17 protein-coding genes are annotated in these 20857 nt (G+C 71.9%); 10 read left to right on the forward strand and 7 right to left on the reverse strand.

Annotated features, from left to right (window positions below; translation table 11 throughout):
* Positions 1 to 50 precede the first annotated feature (50 nt).
* The 5 genes from ABS41_RS09120 (at position 51) to ABS41_RS09140 (ending at position 3897) form a co-directional block, all read left to right on the forward strand.
* Positions 51 to 437, forward strand: a complete 387-nt coding sequence (locus tag ABS41_RS09120) for a DUF4345 family protein (protein WP_290593125.1) — start codon at positions 51 to 53, stop codon at positions 435 to 437.
* A 58-nt stretch (positions 438 to 495) separates the two neighbouring features.
* Entirely contained in the window at positions 496 to 1740 is a 1245-nt protein-coding gene (locus tag ABS41_RS09125; RefSeq protein WP_290593126.1) for an aminotransferase class I/II-fold pyridoxal phosphate-dependent enzyme, read from the forward strand.
* A 13-nt stretch (positions 1741 to 1753) separates the two neighbouring features.
* On the forward strand, positions 1754 to 2419 hold the full coding sequence (locus ABS41_RS09130; RefSeq protein ID WP_290593127.1) for a GDSL-type esterase/lipase family protein: 666 nt from the start codon (positions 1754 to 1756) through the stop codon (positions 2417 to 2419).
* Positions 2420 to 2500: 81 nt separating this feature from the next.
* On the forward strand, positions 2501 to 3430 hold the full coding sequence (gene grxD, locus ABS41_RS09135) for a Grx4 family monothiol glutaredoxin (RefSeq protein ID WP_290593128.1): 930 nt from the start codon (positions 2501 to 2503) through the stop codon (positions 3428 to 3430).
* A gap of 134 nt (positions 3431 to 3564) precedes the next feature.
* Positions 3565 to 3897 carry a hypothetical protein gene (locus tag ABS41_RS09140; RefSeq protein WP_290593129.1) on the forward strand — a complete coding sequence of 111 codons (333 nt, stop codon included), beginning with the start codon at positions 3565 to 3567 and terminating at the stop codon, positions 3895 to 3897.
* Between the two features lie 62 nt (positions 3898 to 3959).
* Here ABS41_RS09140 and ABS41_RS09145 read toward each other — a convergent pair whose 3' ends face one another.
* On the reverse strand, positions 3960 to 4733 hold the full coding sequence (locus ABS41_RS09145) for an AMP nucleosidase (protein ID WP_290593130.1): 774 nt from the start codon (positions 4731 to 4733) through the stop codon (positions 3960 to 3962).
* Positions 4734 to 4875: 142 nt separating this feature from the next.
* Here ABS41_RS09145 and ABS41_RS09150 point away from each other — a divergent pair, with 142 nt between their 5' ends.
* From ABS41_RS09150 to ABS41_RS09160, 3 genes are read left to right on the forward strand one after another with little or no spacing between them, the layout of a single operon-like run.
* Positions 4876 to 6264, forward strand: coding sequence for an amidohydrolase (locus tag ABS41_RS09150; protein WP_290593132.1), 1389 nt, complete (start codon positions 4876 to 4878; stop codon positions 6262 to 6264).
* Positions 6261 to 7532: an amidohydrolase family protein gene (locus ABS41_RS09155; protein ID WP_290593134.1), complete on the forward strand. Its 1272-nt coding sequence runs from the start codon at positions 6261 to 6263 to the stop codon at positions 7530 to 7532. The genes ABS41_RS09150 and ABS41_RS09155 overlap by 4 nt, the downstream gene beginning before the upstream one ends.
* A gap of 50 nt (positions 7533 to 7582) precedes the next feature.
* Positions 7583 to 7987: a DUF1761 domain-containing protein gene (locus tag ABS41_RS09160; protein ID WP_290593136.1), complete on the forward strand. Its 405-nt coding sequence runs from the start codon at positions 7583 to 7585 to the stop codon at positions 7985 to 7987.
* Positions 7988 to 7996: 9 nt separating this feature from the next.
* On the opposite strand, the gene ABS41_RS09165 is transcribed toward ABS41_RS09160, so the two are convergent.
* Together ABS41_RS09165 and ABS41_RS09170 are read right to left on the reverse strand one after the other, a co-directional pair.
* A complete protein-coding gene (locus tag ABS41_RS09165; RefSeq protein WP_290593139.1) occupies positions 7997 to 10306 on the reverse strand; it encodes a TonB family protein in 2310 nt (769 codons plus the stop codon).
* 85 nt (positions 10307 to 10391) lie between these two features.
* Positions 10392 to 11324: a GGDEF domain-containing protein gene (locus tag ABS41_RS09170; protein WP_290593141.1), complete on the reverse strand. Its 933-nt coding sequence runs from the start codon at positions 11322 to 11324 to the stop codon at positions 10392 to 10394.
* A gap of 165 nt (positions 11325 to 11489) precedes the next feature.
* Here ABS41_RS09170 and ABS41_RS09175 point away from each other — a divergent pair, with 165 nt between their 5' ends.
* Positions 11490 to 14723 (forward strand): amidohydrolase family protein, encoded by a 3234-nt coding sequence (locus ABS41_RS09175; RefSeq protein WP_290593143.1) that lies wholly within the window; start codon positions 11490 to 11492, stop codon positions 14721 to 14723.
* Positions 14724 to 14795: 72 nt separating this feature from the next.
* On the opposite strand, the gene ABS41_RS09180 is transcribed toward ABS41_RS09175, so the two are convergent.
* Positions 14796 to 15335: a hypothetical protein gene (locus tag ABS41_RS09180; protein ID WP_290593145.1), complete on the reverse strand. Its 540-nt coding sequence runs from the start codon at positions 15333 to 15335 to the stop codon at positions 14796 to 14798.
* A 103-nt stretch (positions 15336 to 15438) separates the two neighbouring features.
* Positions 15439 to 16776, reverse strand: coding sequence for an amidohydrolase family protein (locus ABS41_RS09185; protein ID WP_290593147.1), 1338 nt, complete (start codon positions 16774 to 16776; stop codon positions 15439 to 15441).
* A 106-nt stretch (positions 16777 to 16882) separates the two neighbouring features.
* Between ABS41_RS09185 and ABS41_RS09190 the strand changes: the two genes are divergently transcribed.
* The gene (locus ABS41_RS09190) at positions 16883 to 17227 is read left to right on the forward strand and encodes a hypothetical protein (protein ID WP_290593149.1); all 345 of its coding nucleotides are present in this window, start codon (positions 16883 to 16885) and stop codon (positions 17225 to 17227) included.
* A gap of 105 nt (positions 17228 to 17332) precedes the next feature.
* Here ABS41_RS09190 and ppc read toward each other — a convergent pair whose 3' ends face one another.
* Positions 17333 to 20062 carry a phosphoenolpyruvate carboxylase gene (gene ppc / locus ABS41_RS09195; RefSeq protein ID WP_290593152.1) on the reverse strand — a complete coding sequence of 910 codons (2730 nt, stop codon included), beginning with the start codon at positions 20060 to 20062 and terminating at the stop codon, positions 17333 to 17335.
* A gap of 75 nt (positions 20063 to 20137) precedes the next feature.
* A complete protein-coding gene (locus tag ABS41_RS09200; protein WP_290593154.1) occupies positions 20138 to 20857 on the reverse strand; it encodes a UPF0149 family protein in 720 nt (239 codons plus the stop codon).

Genomic DNA, 20857 nt, shown 5'->3' on the forward strand with positions numbered 1-20857 from the left:
ATACGCCGGCGAACACGCCGCGCTCACCGCGCGCGGGCGAGGCTGTGCCCATGGGACGATTCGCCGCCACCGTACTTGCCCTCGCCGGCCTGGGTTTCCTGGGCTTCGGCATCGCCATCACGCTCGACCCGGCCGGGGTGCTGGCGCCGGTGGGCATCAGCGGCACGCCGGCCGGCGTGGTCGAGCTGCAGGCCTTCTACGGCGGGCTCGAGTTGGGCCTGGGCGCCTTCCTGCTCGCCTGCGCCTGGTGCCCGGCCTGGCGCCGGCCCGGTCTGTGGCTGGTGCTGGGCGTCAACGGCGGCATCGCCGCGGTGCGCCTGCTGGGCATCGCCCAGACCGGCGAGTACATCCCCTTCTTCACCTACGCCCTGGCCTGGGAGCTGGGCTTCGCCGCCGCCTCGGCGCTGGCGCTGTGGCGGGGCCGCGCGGCGGGCTGAAAGCACGTCAAGATTCCGTTAATCTCGGGGGCAACACCCGTCCCGAGCCCGACGTTCCATGCCCCACAGCCCCCTGCCGACCCGCGAGAGCCTGCGCGAGGTCCGCTACGACATCCGCGGCGAGCTGTCCCGCCGCGCCCGTGAACTCGAGGGACAGGGCCGGCAGCTGATCCGCCTGAACATCGGCAACCCCGGCGCCTTCGGGTTCCGGGCCCCGGAGCACCTGCAGGCCGCTTTGACGGCCCACGTGGCCGAGTCAGACCCCTACACCCACCAGCAGGGCCTGCCCCTGGCCCGCGAGGCCGTGGCCGCCCTGCACCGCGGCCGCGGCACGCCCAATGCCAGCGCCGAGCGCGTATTCATCGGCAACGGCGTGAGCGAGCTGATCGACATCTCGCTGCGCGCCCTGCTCAACCCCGGCGACGAGGTGCTGCTGCCCTCGCCCGACTACCCGCTCTGGAGCGCCGCCACCATCCTCAACCAGGGCCGGCCGGTGTACTACCGCTGCGCGCCGGAGAACGGCTTCCTGCCCGACCCGGACGAAATCGAGCGGCTGGTGACGACGCGCACGCGCGCGCTGGTGGTGATCAACCCGAACAATCCCACGGGCGCGAACTACCCGCCGGCGCTGCTGGCGCGGCTGGCCGACATCGCCGCGCGCCACGGCCTGCTGCTGATGGCCGACGAGATCTACGACGGCATCCTGTACGACGACGCGCAATTCACCCCGCTCGCGCCCCTGGCCGGCGATACGCCCTGCCTGAGCTTCGGCGGCTTGTCGAAGGTGTGGCGCGCCTGCGGCTGGCGCGTGGGCTGGGCGGTGCTGTCGGGCGACCCGCTGCGCGTGGGTGACCTGCACCACGCGATGGACCTGCTCTCGGCGATGCGCCTCTGCGCCAACGTGCCGGCGCAGTTCGCGGTGCCGGCGGCGCTGGAAGGCCCGGAGACCATCCGCGCGCTGACCGCGCCGGGTGGCCGCCTGCACGCCTCGCGCGAAGCGGTGGTGGCGGGCTGCGCGGCCAGCGAGCACCTGTCGCTGGTGGTGCCGCAGGGCGCGCTCTACGCCTTCCCGCAGGTGGTGGGGCCGGCGGCCGAGGGCTTCGACGACCAGGCCTTCGCGCTCGAGCTGCTGGAAACCGAGGACGTGCTGGTGGTGCCGGGCAGCGGCTTCAACGTGCCGGGCTCGCGCCACTTCCGCATCACCCTGCTGCCGGAGGCGGCGCAGGTGCGCGAGGTGTTCACCCGCATCGACCGCGTGCTGGCGCGCCGCGCCGACGTCGCGGGCAAGCGCCACGTGGCCTGAGGCGGGGCCGGCGATGGGCGCGGACGGCCTGCATTACCTCGCGCTGGGCGATTCCTACACCATCGGCGAATCGGTGCCCGAGGACGGCCGCTGGCCGGTGCAGCTGGCGGCGGCGCTGCGCGCGCGCGGCGTGCCGCTGGCCACGCCCCGCATCATCGCCACCACCGGCTGGACCACCGACGAGCTGTCGGCGGCGATGGACGCGGCCGAGCCGCTGGGCCAGTGGGATTTCGTCTCGCTGCTGATCGGCGTGAACAACCAGTACCGCGGGCGCGCGGTGGACGAATACCGCGTCGAGTTCACGGCCTTGCTGGCGCGCGCGATCGCGCTTGCCGGCGGTCGCCCGGACCGGGTGCTGGTGCTGTCGATCCCGGACTGGGGCGTCACCCCCTTCGGCCAGGGCAGCGGCCGCGACACCGCGCGCATCGCCGCCGAACTCGACGCCTACAACGCCGCCGCCGCCGCCGAATGCGCCGCCCGCGGCGTGGCCTTCGTCGACATCACCCCGGCCAGCCGCTCGCCGGGCAACCAGCCCGACCGCATCGCCGACGACGGCCTGCATCCCTCGGCCCTGGCCTATGCCGACTGGACCGCCCTCGCCCTCCCCACCGCCCAATCCCTGCTCCAAGAAAGGGGGTCAGGTTCACTTCTGGGAAGTGAACCTGACCCCCTTTCTTGAATGCACCTGTCCCCGACTGACGTGCGTCAGGGTGGGTTCGACGAGGGGCGGTAGAATGGCGGCCTACCCACGGAGCCAGCCATGTCCCTTTCGCCTGAAACCCGCGCGCGCATCGAGCAGATCCTCGGGGCGCACCACGTCGTGCTCTTCATGAAGGGCAACCCGGACGCGCCGCAGTGCGGCTTCTCGGCCAAGGCGGCCGGCATCCTCAAGGGCCTGGTGCCGGGCTTCGGCCACGTGGACGTACTGGCCGACCCGGCCATCCGCGAGGGCATCAAGGTGTTCGGCCAGTGGCCGACCATTCCGCAGCTGTACGTCGGCGGCGAGCTGTTGGGCGGCAGCGACATCATCGAGCAGATGCTCAACAGCGGCGAGCTGCACCAGGTGCTGGGCCTGCCCGCGCCCGACCGCACGCCGCCGGCCATCGAGATCACCCCGCCGGCCGCCGAGGCCATCGGCCGCGCGCTGGCCAACGCCGACGAGGGCGTGGTGCTGCACCTGACGGTGGATCCGCGCTTCAACGCCCGCTTCGAGCTCAAGCCGGCCTCGGGCCACGAGGTCGTGGCCGAAGCCGCCGGCCTGCGCCTGCACCTGGACCTGGCCAGCGTGCCGCGCGCCCGCGGCCTGCGCATCGACTGGGTGGAGGATGCGCGTGGCGCCGGCCTGGCCATCCACAACCCGAACGCGCCGCCGGCGGTGAAGTCGATGGACGTGCAGCAGCTGCACGACCACATCATCGCCGGCACCATCGACGTGATCGACGTGCGCCCGGCCCACGCCCGCGCCATCGCCCCCTTCCCGCATCCGCACGAAGTGCTCGACGAGGACAGCCGCGAGCGCCTCGAGGCCCTGCCCAAGGACGTGCCGCTGGCCTTCCTGTGCCACCACGGCAATTCCAGCCGCCAGGCCGCCGAGTACTTCCGCCAGCTGGGCTTCCACGACATCTACAACGTCGAGGGCGGCATCGACGCCTGGTCGGTGCGGATCGACCCGTCCGTGCCCCGGTACTGAAACGCCCTGCAGGCCGCCGGCAGCCCCCTTCTGGCGGCTCTAGAGCAATTGCGCTAACTTGGTCAGGCGACCAAACCCGCCCAACCGGGTCATCCCCCCAAGGCAAGGGCGCGGTAGCACCCAGGAGGCACGAAATGCGCAATTGGCTGGTAATGGCCCCGGCGGCCCTTGTCCTCGCGGCTTGCGGTGGGGATGAGGCCGGGGCGGGCGGCAGCCGCGGCGACCTCGCCGCGCAGGCCTGCAAGGTTGCCACCGAGTCCCGGCTCGACGGCAAGCTCTACGACATGGACCTCAAGGCGCTCGCGGCGAGCATGCGCGACGCGCCCAATGGCGAAAAATTCCTCACCGCACCCATCACCATCGAGCCGGGCCTGACCTCCGAGGTCAAGCAGGTAGTCGAGTGCACGGTGCGCTTCACCGACGCCAAGCCACAGCCCGACGTCGTCGGCTTCGTCTTCAACTGGTGAAGAAAGGGGGTCAGGTTCACTTCCTGCGCTGGCGCGGGAAGTGAACCTGACCCCCTTTCTGGTTAGTCGAAGCGCAGGTGCTTGACGGACTTGCCGTGGCGGCGGATCAGGCGCAAGGCCTCGATGCCGATCTGGATGTGCCGCTCGACGAAGTGCTCGGTCACCTTCTTGTCGGAGGCTTCCGTCTTCACGCCCTCCGGCACCATCGGCTGGTCCGAGACCAGCAGCAGCGCGCCCGAGGGAATCGAGTTGGCGAAGCCCGCGGCGAACACCGTGGCCGTCTCCATGTCGATGGCCATGCAGCGCAGCTTGCGCAGGTATTCCTTGAAGGCCTCGTCGTGCTCCCAGACGCGGCGGTTGGTGGTGAACACCGTGCCGGTCCAGTAGTCGTGGCCAAGGTCGCGGATCATGGTCGAGACCGCGCGCTGCAGCGCGAAGGCCGGCAGCGCCGGCACTTCCGGCGGCAGGTAGTCGTTGGAGGTGCCCTCGCCGCGGATGGCGGCGATCGGCAGCACCAGGTCGCCCAGCTGGTTCTTGCGCTTGAGCCCGCCGCACTTGCCCAGGAACAGGCAGGCCTTGGGGCCGATGGCGCTGAGCAGGTCCATCACGGTGGCGGCGTTGGCGCTGCCCATGCCGAAGTTGATCAGGGTGATGCCGTCGGCGGTGGCGCTGGGCATCGGCCGGTCCAGGCCCACCACCTCGGCGCCGGTGAGGCGCGAGAAGGTGTTGAGGTAGCCGCCGAAGTTGGTCAGCAGGATGTGCTCGCCGAAGGCTTCCAGGGGCACGCCCGTGTAGCGCGGCAGCCAGTTGCTGACGATTTCGTTCTTGTCCTTCATGTCTTCGTTATCCCTTTTTTGTTGTTCTTTTTATCCGTACAGCCTGCCCATTGTGCCACGCGCGCCGTGAATGCCGGCTTCCTGCACTTGGCAAACCCGGCCCACGCTGGCTAGGGTTGCCCGTCCACCGGGGGAGAAACCAATGCACCACCCATTCCGGGCCAGCCTGCTGGCCACCGCTTTGCTCGCCCTGCCGGCCCTGGCGCCGGCGGCCGAGGCACCCTTCGCCAGCACCTACGCGCCGGTCGGCGCCGGCCCGGTGCTGATCACCGACGCCACCGTGCTCACCGGCGACGGCAAGCGCCTCGAGAACACCGACGTGCTGATGCGCGACGGCAAGATCGCCGCCGTCGGCACCGACCTCGATCCGGCCGGCGCCACCGTCGTCGACGGTCGCGGCAAGTGGGTCACCCCCGGCATCATCGACGTGCACTCGCACCTGGGCGTCTACCCCAGCCCCGGCGCGAACGCGCACAGCGACGGCAATGAAATGACCAGCCCGGTCACTTCGCAGGTCTGGGCCGAACACGGCGTGTGGCCGCAGGACCCGGGATTCGCCGCGGCCCTGGCCGGCGGCGTCACCTCGCTGATGATCCTGCCCGGCTCGGCCAACCTCATCGGCGGCCGCGGCGTGGTGCTCAAGAACGTGCCGGCCGAAACCATGCAGGCGATGAAGTTCCCCGGCGCCCCGCACGGCGTGAAGATGGCCTGCGGCGAGAACCCCAAGCGCGTGTACGGCGGCCGCGGCCAGGCGCCGATGACCCGCATGGGCAACATCGCCGGCTACCGCGCCGCCTTCATCGAGGCGCAGCGCTACCGCGAGGCCTGGGACAAGCACGAAGCCGCCAGCCGCAACGAGGGCAAGCGCCGCAAGGGCGACGCCGGCCCCGGCCAGCCGCCGGCGCGCGACCTGCGCATGGAGACCCTGGCCGAAGTGCTGCGCGGCGAGATCACCGTGCAGATCCACTGCTACCGCGCCGACGAAATGGCGCTGATGATGGACCTGGCCAAGGAGTTCGACTTCAAGATCCACGCCTTCCACCACGGCGTCGAGGCCTACAAGCTGGCCGACGAACTGGCCGCCGAAGGCATCTGCGGCGCGCTGTGGGCCGACTGGTGGGGCTTCAAGATGGAGGCCTACGACGGCATCCAGGAAAACATCGCCCTGGTCGACCGCCCGGCCAACGGCTGCGCGGTGGTGCACTCGGATTCGAGCGAGGGCATCCAGCGCCTGAACCAGGAAGCGGCCAAGGTGATGGTGCGCGGCGAGCGCGCCGGATTGACGCTGCCGCCCGAACACGCCATCCGCTGGCTCACCGCCAACGCCGCCAAGGCCATCGGCATCGCCGACCAGGTCGGCACGCTCGACGAGGGCAAGATGGCCGACGTGGTGCTGTGGAACGGCAACCCGTTCTCGGTCTACGCCAAGGCCGAAAAGGTGTACGTCGACGGCGCCCTGCTGCACGACCTCAACGACCCGGCGCGCCGCCCGGTCTCCGACTTCATGCTGGGCCAGGAGGTGTCGCCGTGAAGCGCCTGTTCCTTTCCGTCCTGCTGGCCGCCGCGCTGCCCGCCGCCGCCCAGGACCTGCTGATCCGCGACGCCACCGTGCACACCGCCGGCCCCGCCGGCACGCTCAAGGACCACGACGTGCTGGTGCAGGGCGGCGTGGTGCGCGCCATCGGCCCCGGCCTGGCCGCGCCGGCCGGCGTCACCGTGGTCGATGCCAAGGGCAAGCCGCTGACGCCGGGCCTGTTCGGCGGCCTCACGGGCCTGGGCATCGAGGAAGTCTCGGGCGAGCCGTCCACCGTCGACGGTGGCCTGGCGCTGGGCGCGATGGTGCCGGCGCACGAGGGTTCGTCCTGGCGCCCGGAGTTCGACGTGGACGTCGCCTTCAACCCGCACTCCTCGGCCATCGGCGTGAACCGCGTCGAGGGTGTCACCTTCACCGTGCTCGCGCCCTCGGCCCTGCCGGGCGGCAGCTTCGTGGCCGGCCAGGGCAGCGCCGTGCTGCTCGACGGCCGCTACGACGCGGCGCTGGCCGGCAGCCGCAGCCTGTTCATCGACCTGGGCAGCGATGCCTCGGGCCTGTCCGGCGGCAGCCGCGCCGGCCAGTGGATGCTGCTCGAGCAGGCCGTGGCCGAAGCGCGCAGCGGCGGCGGCGACGGCCTGCTCACCCGCGCCGGCCGCGCCGCGCTGGCGCGCTACCTGGCCGGCGGCCGCGTGGTCTTCCACGTCGACCGCGCCGCCGACATCCGCCAGGTGCTGGCCTTCGCCAGGAAGAACGGCATGCGCCCGGTCATCGCCGGCGGCAACGAAGCCTGGCGCGTGGCCGCCGAGCTCAAGGCCGCCGACGCGGTGGTGCTGCTCGATTCGCTGGCCAACCTGCCGGCGAATTTCGATTCGCTCGCGTCGAGCCTCGAAAACGCCACGCGCCTGCACCGCGCCGGCGTGCGCGTGGGCTTCACCCAGCGCGGCGACGCCACCCACAACGCCCGCAAGGTGCGCCAGCTGGCCGGCAACGCCGTGGCCAACGGCCTGCCCTGGGAAGCCGGCCTGGCCGGCCTGACCTCGGTGCCGGCCGATGCCTTCGGCGTGGGCGGCCAGCGCGGCCGCATCGCCGTGGGCCAGGCGGCCGACCTGGTGCTCTGGACCGGCGACCCGCTCGAGGTGAACACCGTGGCCGAGCAGGTCTGGTTCGGCGGCGTGCCGGCCTCGATGCGCTCGCGCCAGACCGAGCTGCGCGACCGCTACCTCGCGCCCAAGGGCAACCTGCCGCGCGCCTACACCGGCCGCTGACTGCCCCCCGTGGGCGCGCTTGCAAGCGCGCCCACCGTGGGGAGACGGTCATGGAAGGGATCAATCTTTGGGCGGTGCTCGTCGCCGCCATCAGCGGCTTCGTGCTGGGCGGCCTGTGGTATTCGCCGCTGCTGTTCGGCAAGGCCTGGCAGCGCCTGACCGGCCTGAGCGACGAAACGCTGGCCGGCGGCAACATGGCGCTGATCTTCGGCGGCGCCTTCGTGCTGTGCCTGGTGGCCAGCGTCGTGTTCGCCATGTTCCTGGGCCCGCGCCCTTCGCTGCAGCTCGGTCTCGGCGCGGGCTTCTCGGCGGGCCTGTGCTGGGTGGCCGCGAGCTTCGGCATCAACTACCTGTTCGAGCGCAAACCCTTCGCGCTCTTCGCCATCAACGGCGGCTACCACACGCTGCAGTTCACCCTGATCGGCCTCGTGCTGGCGCTGTGGCCGGCGCCCTGAGCGCCGGCTTCAGCGGAACACGAAGCTGCGGTTGATCTGCACTTCCTCGTCCAGCGGCTCGAAGCGCCAGCCGCGCACGGTGTTGAGCACCGCGCGGTCGAAGGTGCCGCGCGGCTTCGACTGCAGCACCTCGATGTTCCTGACCGAACCATCGCGGGCGATGGTGATGCGCACCTGCACCTCGCCCGTGATGCCGCTGCGCAGCGCATCCGGCGGATAGTCCGGCTGCGGCGTGCGGATGCCCACCGGCGTCGTGCGCTTGGGCGGTGCCGCGGCGGCGGCCGCCGCGGCAGCGGCGGCGGCTTCGGCGGCGGCCTGCTGCTCGGCCGCCACGCGGGCCGCCTCGGCGGCTTCGGCCTGGCGCCGCGCTTCGGCCTGGCGGCGGGCCTCGGCCTCGCGGCGCTCGCGCTCGACGCGGGCGGGGTCGGCAGGCGCCGGCGAAGGCGCCGGCGCCACGCCCGTGCGCCGGGCTTCGGCGGCGCGGCGCGCCTCGTCGAGCTTGAGCGCTTCTTCGCGGCGGCGACGTTCGGCGGCCTGGCGGGCTTCCTGCAGCTTGCGCTCTTCCTCCGCCAAGCGCGCTTCTTCGCGGCGCTTGGCTTCCTCCACCAGGCGCCGGGCCTCGGCGGCCTCGGCGTCTTCCTGGCGCTGGCGGGCGCGTGCATCGGCCTCGGCCTGCTCGCGCGCCTGGCGCGCGGCGGCCTCGCGTTCGCGCTCGATGCGGCCGATCTCGTAGGCGAGCTCGAACAGCACCACCGTCGGCTCGTCGCGGGTGGCGGTGGCGACCTTGCGCGAAACCACGTCGGGATGCGCCGGCGAAACGCACACCAGCGGATAACGGCCCGGTGCAAGCTCGAGCCGCAGCGGCGTATTGGCCACCAGGTCGAAGCGCTTGACGCCGTTGATGGACAGCTCGCAGGCGAGGTCCGACTCCACCAGCAGGCGGGCCTCGCCCGCGGGCAGCGGCGGCGGCGCGGCCGCTTCGGGTTCGGCTTCGGGCGCAGCCACCGGTTCGGCCGGTGCGGCGGTGGCCTCGGCCGGCACGGGCTCGCCCCCGTCGCTGCCGCCGAAGGCCCACCAGGCCAGCGCCAGCAACAGCAGCAGGGCCGCGGCGCCGGCGCCCAGCAGGCGCTTGTCGGGCCCGGCCGGCGGCGGTGCCGGCGTGCGCGAACGGAACTGCAGGGCCGCCGGCTCGATCGGGCCGCCTCCCGCGGACAGCGCCTTGCCCGCCACCGTGGGCGGATCGGGCGGCACCGGCGGGCTGCCCGCCGGGGTAACGGGCCGGGTGCCGGGGGGCGTCACGGGCGGAGTGGACGGCGGCGTCATCGGCCGCGAGGGCGTATGCACCACGGTGGGTGACACCGGCGGCGACCCCGGCGGCGTCGGCGTGGCGTGGCCTTCCGGCGCGGAAGCCACCTTCCCCAGCTTGCGCGCTGAAATGGCCGCGGCCACGCCGGAGGGCAAGCGGCCCAGCGACAGCACCTGCCCAGGCACCTCCTGCGCGCCCAGCGCCGAGGCCAGCTCCTCGATGAAACGGCCGGCGGTGGGCCAGCGCTGGTCGGACTGCTTGGCCAGCGCACGCGCCAGCACCTGCCGCGCCTCCTCGGGGAAGGGCGCGAGCGGCTCGAGCTGCAGCGGCGAATTGACGTGCTTGTACATCACCGCGTACGGCGTGTCGGCATCGAAGGGCAGCAGGCCGGTGAGCCACTGGTAGACCATCACGCCGAGCGCGTAGATGTCGGTGGCCGGGCCGACCTGCGAGTCCTGCGCCTGCTCGGGCGACATGTACTGCGGTGTGCCCAGCACCGCGCCGGTGCTGGTGATGGTGGTGCGGCCCTGGAGCAGGCGCGAGATGCCGAAGTCGGCCAGGTAGATCTCGCCGTGTTCGCCCAGCAGCACGTTCTGCGGCTTGAGGTCGCGGTGTACCACGCCCAGGCTGTGGGCGTGGTCGAGCGCGTCGGCCACCATGGTGAACCAGGCCAGGCCGGTGTCGCGGCCGACCACTTCGCGGTTGAAGCGGTCGCCCAGGTGGCCACCGCGCACCAGGCGCAGGGCCATCCACGGCACGCCCTCGTCGATGCCGTAGGCATAGAGCGGCACGATGTGCGGGTGCTCGAGCTTGGCGATCAGGCGCGCCTCGCGCTCGAAGCGGTCGGCGAAGCCGGGCTCCTCGAGCAGCTCGATGGGCAGCACCTTCAGCGCGACCTCGCGGTCGAGTCCGGCCTCGTAGGCGTTGTAGACCGTCGACATGCCGCCGCGCCCGAGCCGGGCGACGATGGTGAACGGGCCGATCCTGTCCCCGACCTGGATCACACTGCGCACGCGGAACCCCCCAGTACTCGTCCTGCGCCGGACCAGTCTACTCCGCCTCGCGGGCAAACGCGTCCACCTGCAGGGGAACGGGGAATCAGGGGGCCGCCGGCCCCTGCGGCACGGTGGCGTCGGCCACCACCATGTTCCGGCCCGAGCCCTTGGCCGTGTACATGGCGCGGTCGGCGCGGTCCATCAGGGCGTCGTAGCTTTCGTCTTCACCCAGGTATTCGGCGGCGCCGACGCTGACGGTGAGTTCCACGACCTCCTCGCCCACCACCTGGCAGTGCTTCTGCACGGCCTGGCGGATGCGCTCGCCGACGGCGATGGCGTGGATGCGGCGCGCACCCGGCAGGGCCACCGCGAACTCTTCGCCGCCGAGGCGACCGAGGATGTCGCCGCCGCGCAGCTCGTGGGCCACGGTGTCGGCCACGGCCTTGAGGCAGTCGTCGCCGACCTGGTGGCCGAGGCTGTCGTTGATGAGCTTGAACAGGTCGATGTCGAAGAACAGCACCGACATCGGCCGCTGGTCCTGGCGGGTGTCCTCGCCGATGCGCTCGAGCCGGGCGCGCCAGGCGCCTCGGTTGAGCACGCCGGTGAGCGGGTCGCGCTCGGAGTCGGCCTTCACGCGGCTGGCCTCGGCGCGGGCGTGGTCGCGCTCGAGCAGCAGGCCGCGCATCCGCCCCGACAGCGTGCGCACCATCACCAGGCCCCAGGCCACCACCGACAGCGCCAGCAGCGCCACCAGCCACGGCCAGCGTCCGGCGCCGAACACGCCCAGCACCGCCACCGCCAGCGCGGCCAGGGCCAGGTAGCCCCAGCCCTCGTGCGGCGACAGCCGCTCGCGCATCACGCTCCAGCACATGGCCATGGCCGCGGCCAGGCCCAGGGCCAGGCCCACCAGCGTCCAGGCGCCGGCCTGCCCGCCGGGCGACGCCGCGGCGGCCACCGCGGGCAGGCCGAGGCCGCCCACCAGCCAGGGAATGGCCGGGAGCCACAGGGACTTGCGGCGGCGTGGGGAGGCGTCCATGGCCCTACTGTCCGGCAGCCGGGGGGCCGGCACAAGTCGAAAAAGCCTCGGCATGGCGAAGACGGGACCCCGCTCACGCTTTCACCCGACCATGACCTCCGGCCTACCTGCCCGATGACCGCTTGCCCTAGCATCGGTCGTTTACGCCTGCCTCCGGAGCCGCCGATGTCGCCTCGCCCGTTCGCCCTTGCCCTCGCCCTCAGCCTCGCCCTCGGCACCACCGCGCAGGCGGCCGAACCCAAGTGGGACATCACGGCGGCGCACGCCAAGGGCAAGACGGTTCGCTTCAGCACCGACGAGGGCACCTGGCTCGACCTCGACCTCAGCCCCGACGGCCGCACCATCGTGTTCTCTATGCTCGGCGACATCTACGCGCTGCCGGTCGAGGGCGGCCAGGCGCGCCGCCTGACCCGCGGCCCCGCCTGGGACATCCAGCCGCGCTTCTCGCCCGACGGCAAGGAAATCGCCTTCACCTCCGACCGCGGCGGCGGCAACAACCTCTGGCGCATGCGCGCCGACGGCAGCGGCGCCACCGCGGTGACCAAGGAAGACTTCCGCCTGCTCAACAACCCGGCCTGGACGCCGGACGGCCAGTTCCTCGTCGGCCGCAAGCACTTCACCTCGCAGCGCTCCCTGGGCGCGGGCGAGCTGTGGCTCTACCACCGCGACGGCGGCGCCGGCCTGCAGCTGACCAAGCGCAAGAACGACCAGCAGGACCTGGGCGAGCCGGCCGTGTCGCCCGACGGCCGCTACATCTACTACTCCGAGGACGTGAGCCCGGGCGGCGCGTTCCAGTACAACCGCAACGTGCACGGCGTGATCTACGCCATCAAGCGCCTGGACCGCGAAACCGGCGAAACCGACACCGTGGCCGCCGGCCCGGGCGGCGCGGTGCGCCCGCAGCCCTCGCCGGACGGCAAGTCGCTGGCCTTCGTCAAGCGCGTGCGCGACAAGTCGGTGCTGCACGTGCTCGACCTCGCCTCGGGCCAGGTGCGCCCGCTCTGGGACGGCCTCTCGCACGACCAGCAGGAAGCCTGGGCGATCTTCGGCCCCTACCCCAACTTCGACTGGACGCCCGACGGCCAGGCGCTGGTGGTCTGGGCCCAGGGCAAGCTCTGGCGCGTGGACGCCGCCAGCGGCGCGCCGGCCAACATCCCTTTCACCGCCGAGGTCGAGCAGAGCGTGCTGCCGGCGCAGCGCTACGCGCAGCAGATCGAGGGCGCCAGCTTCACGCCGAAGATGATCCGCGACGCGGCCACCAGCCCCGACGGCAAGACCCTGGTCTTCCACGCGGTCGGCCAGCTGTGGACCAAGGCCCTGCCGAACGGCGAGCCGCGCCGCCTCACCCGCGACGATTCGCGCTTCGAATACCAGCCCAGCTTCAGCGCCGACGGCCGCAAGCTGCTCTACACCACCTGGTCGGACGCGCAGATGGGCGCGATCCACGAGCTCGACCTGGCCAGCGGCCAGTCGCGCAAGCTCACAAGCGAGCCGGGCTTCTACTACGGCCCGCGCTATTCCAACGACGGCGCGCGCATCGTCTATTCGCGCTCGGGCGGCGGCGGCCTCACCGGCAGCCTGTGGAGCGGCGTGCGCGGCGTGTTCGTGATGGCGGCCGCGGGCGGCGCGGCGGTGCAGGTGTCCAAGAACGGCGCCGACCCGCACTTCTCGGCCGACGGCCAGCGCGTGTACTTCCTCACCGGCGGCGGCCTGGAGAAGAAGCTGATGAGCGTGGGCCTGAACGGCGAGCAGCCGCGCGAGGTGTTCAACCTCAAGTACGTCGACCACGTGGCGATCAGCCCCGACGGCAAGTCGGTGGCCTTCACCGAGCTGTTCAACGGCTACGTGGCGCCGCTGCCGGCCACCGGCGGCAGCATCGAACTCAACAAGGACACCAAGGCCATCCCGGTGACGGCGCTGGGCACCGACATGGGCAGCTACCTGCACTGGTCGGCCGATTCGAAGTCGCTGCACTGGCTGGTGGGCGACCGCTACCACAGCCGCGCGCTGGGCGCGGCCAAGGCCGACGCCGGCGTGCCGGTGGGCCTGCGCGTGGACACCGACCGCCCGTCCGACACCTTCGCCCTGGTGGGCGGCCGCGTGGTGACCATGCGCGACGCCGAGGGCTCGCAGGAAGTGATCGAGGACGGCGTGGTGGTGGTGCGCGGCGAGCGCATCGTGGCCGTGGGCAAGCGCGGCGAAGTGGCCATCCCGGCCGGCGCCCGCGAAGTGGACGTGGCCGGCAAGACCGTGTTCCCGGGCATCGTCGACGTGCACGCGCACGCTGCGCACTTCGGCCAGGGCGTGGTGCCGCAGAACAACTGGGCCTACGCCGCCAACCTGGCCTTCGGCATCACCACCATGCACGACCCGTCGGCGACCACCGAGTTCGTGTTCTCGCAGTCGGAGCTGGTCAAGGCCGGCCGCATGGTCGGTCCGCGCGTGTTCTCCACCGGCACCATCCTTTACGGCGCCGACGGCGACTTCAAGGCGGTGGTGAACTCGATCGACGACGCCCGCTCGCACCTGCGCCGCATGAAGGCCAACGGCGCCTTCTCGGTGAAGAGCTACAACCAGCCGCGCCGCGACCAGCGCCAGCAGATCAACCAGGCCGCGCACGAGCTGGGCATGCTGGTGGTGGAGGAAGGCGGCAGCACCTTCCAGCACAACATGACGATGATCGTCGACGGCGTGACCGGCGTGGAGCACAACATCCCGGTGGCGCCGCTCTACCGCGACGTGGTGGAGCTGTGGCGCCAGACCGAGGTGTCGAACACGCCGACCCTGGTGGTGAACTACGGCGGCCTCAACGCCGAGTACTACTGGTACGCCAAGGACAACCTGTGGGAGAACGCGCGCCTGAATCGCTTCTTCCCCAAGGGCGCGCTCGACGACCGCACCATCCGCCGCGAGACCGGCCCGGAGTGGGACTACTACCACGTGGAAGTGGCCAAGGCGGCCAAGGTGCTGCGCGACGCCGGCGTGCCCATCCTGGTCGGCGGCCACGGCCAGATGCAGGGCCAGGCGCCGCACTGGGAGATCTGGTCGCTGGTGCAGGGCGGCTTCACGCCCTTCGAGGCGCTGCGCGCGGCCACCATCGACGGCGCGAACTACCTGGGCCTGGCCAGGGAGATCGGCTCGATCGAGGCCGGCAAGCGCGCCGACCTGGTGGTGGTGGACGGCAACCCGCTGCAGGACATCCGCGCTTCCGACGACACCGCGCTGGTGATGGTCAACGGCCGCCTGTTCAAGGCCGACGACATGAGCGAGATCGGCGGCCTGCAGCGCCCGGCCCCGACCTTCTTCTGGCAGCGCGACGGCGTGGCCGTGCCCACCGGCGTCGAATACGGTCCGACGGCGCCCTGCCACTGCCCGAAGTCGGCCCCGCACCGCCACTGAGCAGCAAAGGGGGCCAGGGGGCCTTGGCGTCCGGAACGCCAAGGGTCCCTGGCCCCGTTTCTTTTCGGGGCCTCAGCGTTGGCGGGCGCGCGAAAAGAGTTCGGCCGAGCCCAGCCAGGCCGCGCACATCACGGCGGTGAACACCCAGACGTGGCCGTGGCCGGCGAGCGCCAGCCAGATCGCCAGCGCCAGCTGGGCGGCCGCCACCAGGCGCATCGCCCACGCCAGGCCCTTCGGCCGGAAGCGCACCGCGGCGGCGGCCACCAGCGCCAGCAGGGGCACGGCGAAGAACCAGTCGTTGACCGGGTTGTTCTCGCTTCCGAGGATGCCCACGGCCAGGTTCGCCCAGACCGTAAGGAAACCGGCGCCGACGGCCAGGCCGGCGGCCACCATGTAGGCGTTGTCGCGCGCCAGCCAGGCGGCCAGCTCGTAGAGGCTGCAGGCGATGAGCAGCATGGCGCCGAACACGGCGAAATCCGCGCCGGTCCACTGCACCTCGTCGGTGAACTGCATCGCCACCAGCGGCGTGAGCAGCAGCGCCAGCGCCCCGCCCCAGACCGCCCGGCGCATCCAGCCGCCGCGCAGCGAGCTTCCTTCGATCAACGTGCCCATACCCACTTCCTCCGTCAGGACCTGGCGCCCGATGCTGGACCCGGCTTGTGGCATTTTCCGGGCAGGGCCGGGGCAATCCGCCGGCACCCGGGCCAGCCGCTGGCTACTTCACCCGCTTGCCGTGCTTGACCACGATGTCCACGCGCTGCAGCAGGGCCACCTGCCTGAGCGCGTCGCCCTGCACGGCCACGATGTCGGCGTACTTGCCTTCGGTGACCGTGCCGTACTCGGCGTCCACGCCCATGGCCACCGCGGGCCAGTAGGTCGCCGCGCGAATGGCGTCCACGGGCGGCACGCCGAACTGGTTCACCCACACGTCCAGCTCGTTCCAGGTGCTCTGGCTGTGGAACTTCATCGGGATGCCCGAGTCGGTGCCCACCAGCAGCACCACGCCGGCCTGCCGCAGCTGCTCGAACTTGCGGCGCAGGGTCGGCGTGCGCTGCGGGGTCTGCTGGAAGTAGCTGATGCGCTCGGGGTGCTCGAGCGAGCGGCGGATGTCGGCGACGATGTCGGCCGGCAGGCCGCGGTGCCAGGAATCGGAATCGATGAACTCGTGGTTGCGCACCGTGTACGGGAAGTTGTAGAGCCCCTCGATGGTGGGCGTCCAGAACAGCGGGCCCGCGGCCATGTTGGCGGTGCGTTCGGCCAGCGCGTCCATCACGTCCTTGGGGAACTCGGGCGCCGCGGCGAAACCGGTGTGCTCGAAGCCATCGACGCCGTGGCGCAGGCCGCGCCGCACTTCCTCGGGGCGGTGCGCGTGGGCGATCACCGGCAGGTCGTGCTTGTGCGCCTCGTCGACGATGGCGGCCACCTCGGCTTCGCTCATCTGGTCCTGGTCGATCAGCTTGATCACGTCGACGCCGGCCTCGGCCAGCCGGCGCACCTTGGCGCGGGCATCGGCGGGCGAGTCCACGCCCCAGCGGAAGGCCTCGGTGCCCGGGTAGGGCTTCTTCTGGATGAAGGGCCCGGACATGTACATCGTGGGCCCCGGGATCTTGCCGGCGTTTATCGCGTCGCGCACCGAGATCGAGTCCTCCAGCGGCGCACCGAGGTCGCGGGCGCTGGTGATGCCCGCCATCAGCAGCTGCTCGGCCGAGGCCGGCATGATCACGTCGCGCAGCTTGGGCAGGTAGGTCTTGTCCCAGTAGGCGTAGTCGGCGTGGCCGTTGATCATCAGGTGCACGTGCATGTCCCAGAGCCCGGGCAGCACCGTCATGCCCTCGGTCGAGACCACCTCGGCGTCGGCAGGCACCGGCAGCGTGTCGACGGTGCCGACCGCGACGATGCGCTCGCCGTCGACCAGGATGACGCTGTTGCGGATCGGCTCGCGCAGGGTGCCGTCCACCAGCGTGCCGCCCACGAGGGCGAGCTTGGCCGCCATCGCGGCGGGGGACAGGGCCAGCAGCAGCGCGGTGGCCAGGCAGGCGGTCTTGGGCGTCATCAGGGGCAGCCTCGGTGGATGTGGGTCGATGGTAGCGCGGCCGGCGCTGGGCAAACCGGCGCCGCAAACGATAATGTTCCCTGACCCCAAGGTTGGAGGGCGGGCGATGGCCGTGAGGTATTTGCTGCGGTTGCCGGAGCCGGAGAAGGCGCGCGGCAGCGAGCCGGCGCTGGCGTTCCGGTCGGAGGGCGCCGAGGGCTTCGCCGAGGAGCTGCAGGCGGCGCTGCGCGGGCGCGGGCTGTTCGAGCGCTGGCGGGCGATGCAGGACGAGCCCGACGAAGTCGAGGAGAGCCTGGGCGTGGTCGACCCGGACGCGGTGGTGACCGGGCGACAGGAAGACCTGCACATCGCGCTCGAGGCCACCACCTCCCTGCCCGGCGCGGTGTTCAAGCACCGGCTGCGGCTACTGGCGGGGGCGAACTGGGAGCTGGCGGACGTGCGCTCGGCCTAGCCGGATGGGGACAGGTGCAATTTTCCAAAGGAAAATTGCACCTGTCCCCGATGCCTGGGGTCGGAGGTAATTTCGCTTCGCGAAATTACCTCCGACCCCTTGCCTTCAGCCGGTGTTCTGCACGCCCGCGGCGATGCCGTTCACCGTCGTCACCAGCGCATGGAACAGCGGATCGTCCTCGGGCCGGCCCGCCGCGCGCCAGCGCGCCAGCAGGTCCACCTGCAGAAGGCTGATCGGGTCCACGTACGGGTTGCGCAGCCGGATGGATTCGCGCAGCCGGTAGTCGCCGTCGAGCAGGCGCTCGCGGCCCTTGAGCGCGAGGATGGTGTCGCGGGTGAGCGCGAACTCGGCGGCGATGCGCGGGAAGTAGCGCGCATGCGCGGGCTCGCCGGCCAGCTGCGAATAGCGCTCGAAGATATCGAGGTCGGACTTGGCCAGCACCATCTCCACGTCGTCCACGAGCGTGGCGAAAAAGGGCCAGTCGCGCGCCATCTCGGCCACCGCCTCGCGGCCGAACTCGTCGACGATGCGGGCCAGGCCGGTGCCCACGCCCAGCCAGGCGGTCAGGCCGCAGCGGTTCTGCGACCAGGCGAACACCCACGGGATGGCGCGCAGCGAGGACACCCCGCCGGCATTGCCGCGTTTGCTCGGCCGCGAGCCGATGCGCAGGCGCTCGATCACGTCGATCGGCGTGGCTTCGCGGAAATACGGCACGAAGCCGTCGTCCTCGTACACCAGGCCGCGATAGTGCGCGCGCGCGGACACCGCGGCCGCGGCCGCCATCTGGCGCCACGACGCCTCGCGCGGCTCGGGCGAACGTGGCCGCAGCGTGGCGCGCAGCACGGCGCCGGTGGCCTGCTCGAGGTTGCGCAGCGCCAGCGCGCGGATGCCGTACTTGCGGTGGATCACCTCGCCCTGCTCGGTCAGGCGCAGGAAACCATCGACCGAACCGCGCGGCGCGGCGATGACGGCGCGGCCGGTCTTGCCGCCGCCGCGCGAGAGCGAACCGCCGCGGCCGTGGAAGAAGGCGATGCGCACGCCCGCCTCGGCGGCCAGCGCGGTCAGCGCCACCTGGGTCTGCTGCAGGGCCCAGCGCGAGGCGACCAGGCCGCCGTCCTTGGCGCTGTCCGAATAGCCCAGCATCACCACCTGGCGGTCGCCGCGCTCGCGCAGGTGCTCGCGGTACACCGGGTCGGCGAACAGCGAGCGCAGGGTGGCGGCGGCGTTGTCGAGGTCGTCTACGGTTTCGAACAGCGGCGCCACGTCCAGCGGCACCGCGCCATTGCCGTCGACGCAGCCGCCCAGCCGCGCCAGCGCCAGCACGGCGAGTGCATCGGCGGCGCTGCGGCTCATCGAGATGATGTAGGGCCCGATCGCGCGGGCGCCGTAGCGCGGCAGCGCGGCGGCGACGGTGCGGAAGACCTCCAGCACCGCGACCGCGTCGGCGGCGCCGGGCGCTTTCGCCGGGTCGGTGCCGGTGATCAGCTCGCGCAGGCGGTGCGCGCGCTCGGTCCAGGGGCGCGCGCCGAATCCCGGATCCGCCAGCAGGGCCGACAGCGCGGCATCGTGCTGCGAACTTTCCTGGCGCAGGTCGAGCGTGGCCAGGTGGAAGCCGAAGGCCTGCACGCGCCGCAGCAGGCGGCGCACCGCGAAGCCGCCGGCGTGTTCGCCGCGGTTCGCCGACAGGCTGCCTTCGACCAGGCGCAGGTCGGCCAGCAGCTCGTCGGGGCCGGCATAAGCCTGCGCGCCATCCTGCTCGGTCGCGGAGATGCGCGCCGCCACCAGGCTCAGGAACCGGCGGTAGGGCATGTCGGCGTGGCGGGCCTTGAGCGCGTCGGCGGCCGCCGGGAAGCGCTGCGCGTAGTCGTCGGCGCGTCGCAGCAGCGCGGGCGAAATGCCGACCCGGCCATCGGTCTGGCTCAGCAGGTCGGCCAGCTTCTCCAGCTCGCGCCGGTAGCGGCCGAGCACGATGGCGCGCTGGCCGGCGAGCGTGGCGGCGATGGTGTGCGCGCCCACGTTCGGGTTGCCGTCCATGTCGCCGCCCACCCAGGAGCCGAAGCCCAGCAGCGGCGGCAGTTCGTCGGGCGCGCTGCCGTAGACGCTGGCCAGGGCGTCGAGGAACACCTCGTGGAACACCGGCAGCACGCGGTAGAGCACGTCGGAGAGGTAGAAGGCCACGTGCTCGAACTCATCGGCGACGGTGGGCTTCTCGGGGGGCGTTTCGTCGGTCTGCCAGGCGGCGCTGAGCGCCAGGCGCATGCGCTCGAGGTCGGCGCGGCGCTCCTGCGGGGTCAGGCCGCGGTCGATGTCCTCGACCAGGCAACGCACCACCTCGCTCTCCTTCTCGAGCAGCGCGCGCCGCACGGCCTCGGTGGGATGCGCGGTGAACACCGGCTCGATGCGCAGGCGCGGCAGCAGCGCGGCCACGTCGGCGGCCGGCACGCCCTCGTCGCGCAGCTTGCGCAGGCTGTCCTCGAGGCCACCCGGCTGCGGGCCTTCGCCCAGGCGCTGGTAGTCGCGCCGGCGGCGGATGCGGTGCACGCGCTCGGCCAGGTTCACGGCCTGGAAATAGCTGTGGAAGGCGCGCACCAGCAGCTCGGCGCGGTCCAGCGGCAGGCCGCGCAGGCGGTCGGCCACGTCCTTCATCGGCGCCCCGGCCTCGCGACGGCGGATCGAAGCCACGCGCAACGCCTCGACCTCGGCCAGGAAAGCCGGCGAGACCTGCTCGGCGAGGATCTCGCCCACCAGCGTGCCAAGCCGTCGCACATCGTCGCGCAGCAGCAGGTCGGTGGGCGGCAGGTCGGCTTCGCGCAGGGGTTCGGTGGCTTCGCTCATGCCCCAAGCCTAAAGACAAAACGGGGTCGGAGGTAATTTCCCTTCCGGGAAATTACCTCCGACCCCGGGCCTGGCTCAGGCGCCGCAGCACTTCTTGTATTTCTTGCCGCTGCCGCAGGGGCACGGGTCGTTGCGCTCGGGGGCGGCGGCGCGGCGCACGGGCTCGCGCGGGGTCAGGGACTCAATGCGCTGGGTGTGCAGGTCGAGCATCATGTCCGGCAGGCTGAAGAAGATCTCCAGCCGCTCGCGGTAGCTCAGCGGCTCCGGCGCGCCGCCCTCTTCCTCCGGCGGGTAGCTGCCGATCGCCAGGGCCTCGATGTAGGCCTCGATGTCGGCGATCCAGGGCTCTTCGGCGATCCACGCATCCCAGTCGTCGCCGCGCAGGTCCATGCCGTGCATGAAGCCGGCGGCCCACTCGGTGCCGATGTCGACGTCGTCGCCGTGTTCGGCGTCGAGGTCATCGGGGAGCCACCACAGCGGCAGCGCCTCGGGCGACAGGTCGTCGCCGCCCAGCCGGACGCGGTGGGCAACGGTGTTCCAGGCCGACATCAGCAGCCCGTAAACTTGTGCGGCCTCCTCCATCGTCTCCCAGCGCGGCGGTGTCTTGCCCCAGACCGCGGGCATCCACTCGCTGGGCATGACCGTGTCGCGGCTGAGCACCAGCGCGGTCAGGTAGCCGTCCAGGGCCTCGAGCCCGAAGCCACCGAAAGGCACCGCCCGCTGCTCGAGCAGTTCCTCGAGCTGGCCCAGGCGCGGGTCGTCGTGGGTGAAGCGCTTGGCGTCAACGCTGGCCAT

The organism is Arenimonas sp. SCN 70-307, from assembly GCF_001724815.1.
Taxonomy (GTDB): Bacteria; Pseudomonadota; Gammaproteobacteria; order Xanthomonadales; family Xanthomonadaceae; genus Arenimonas.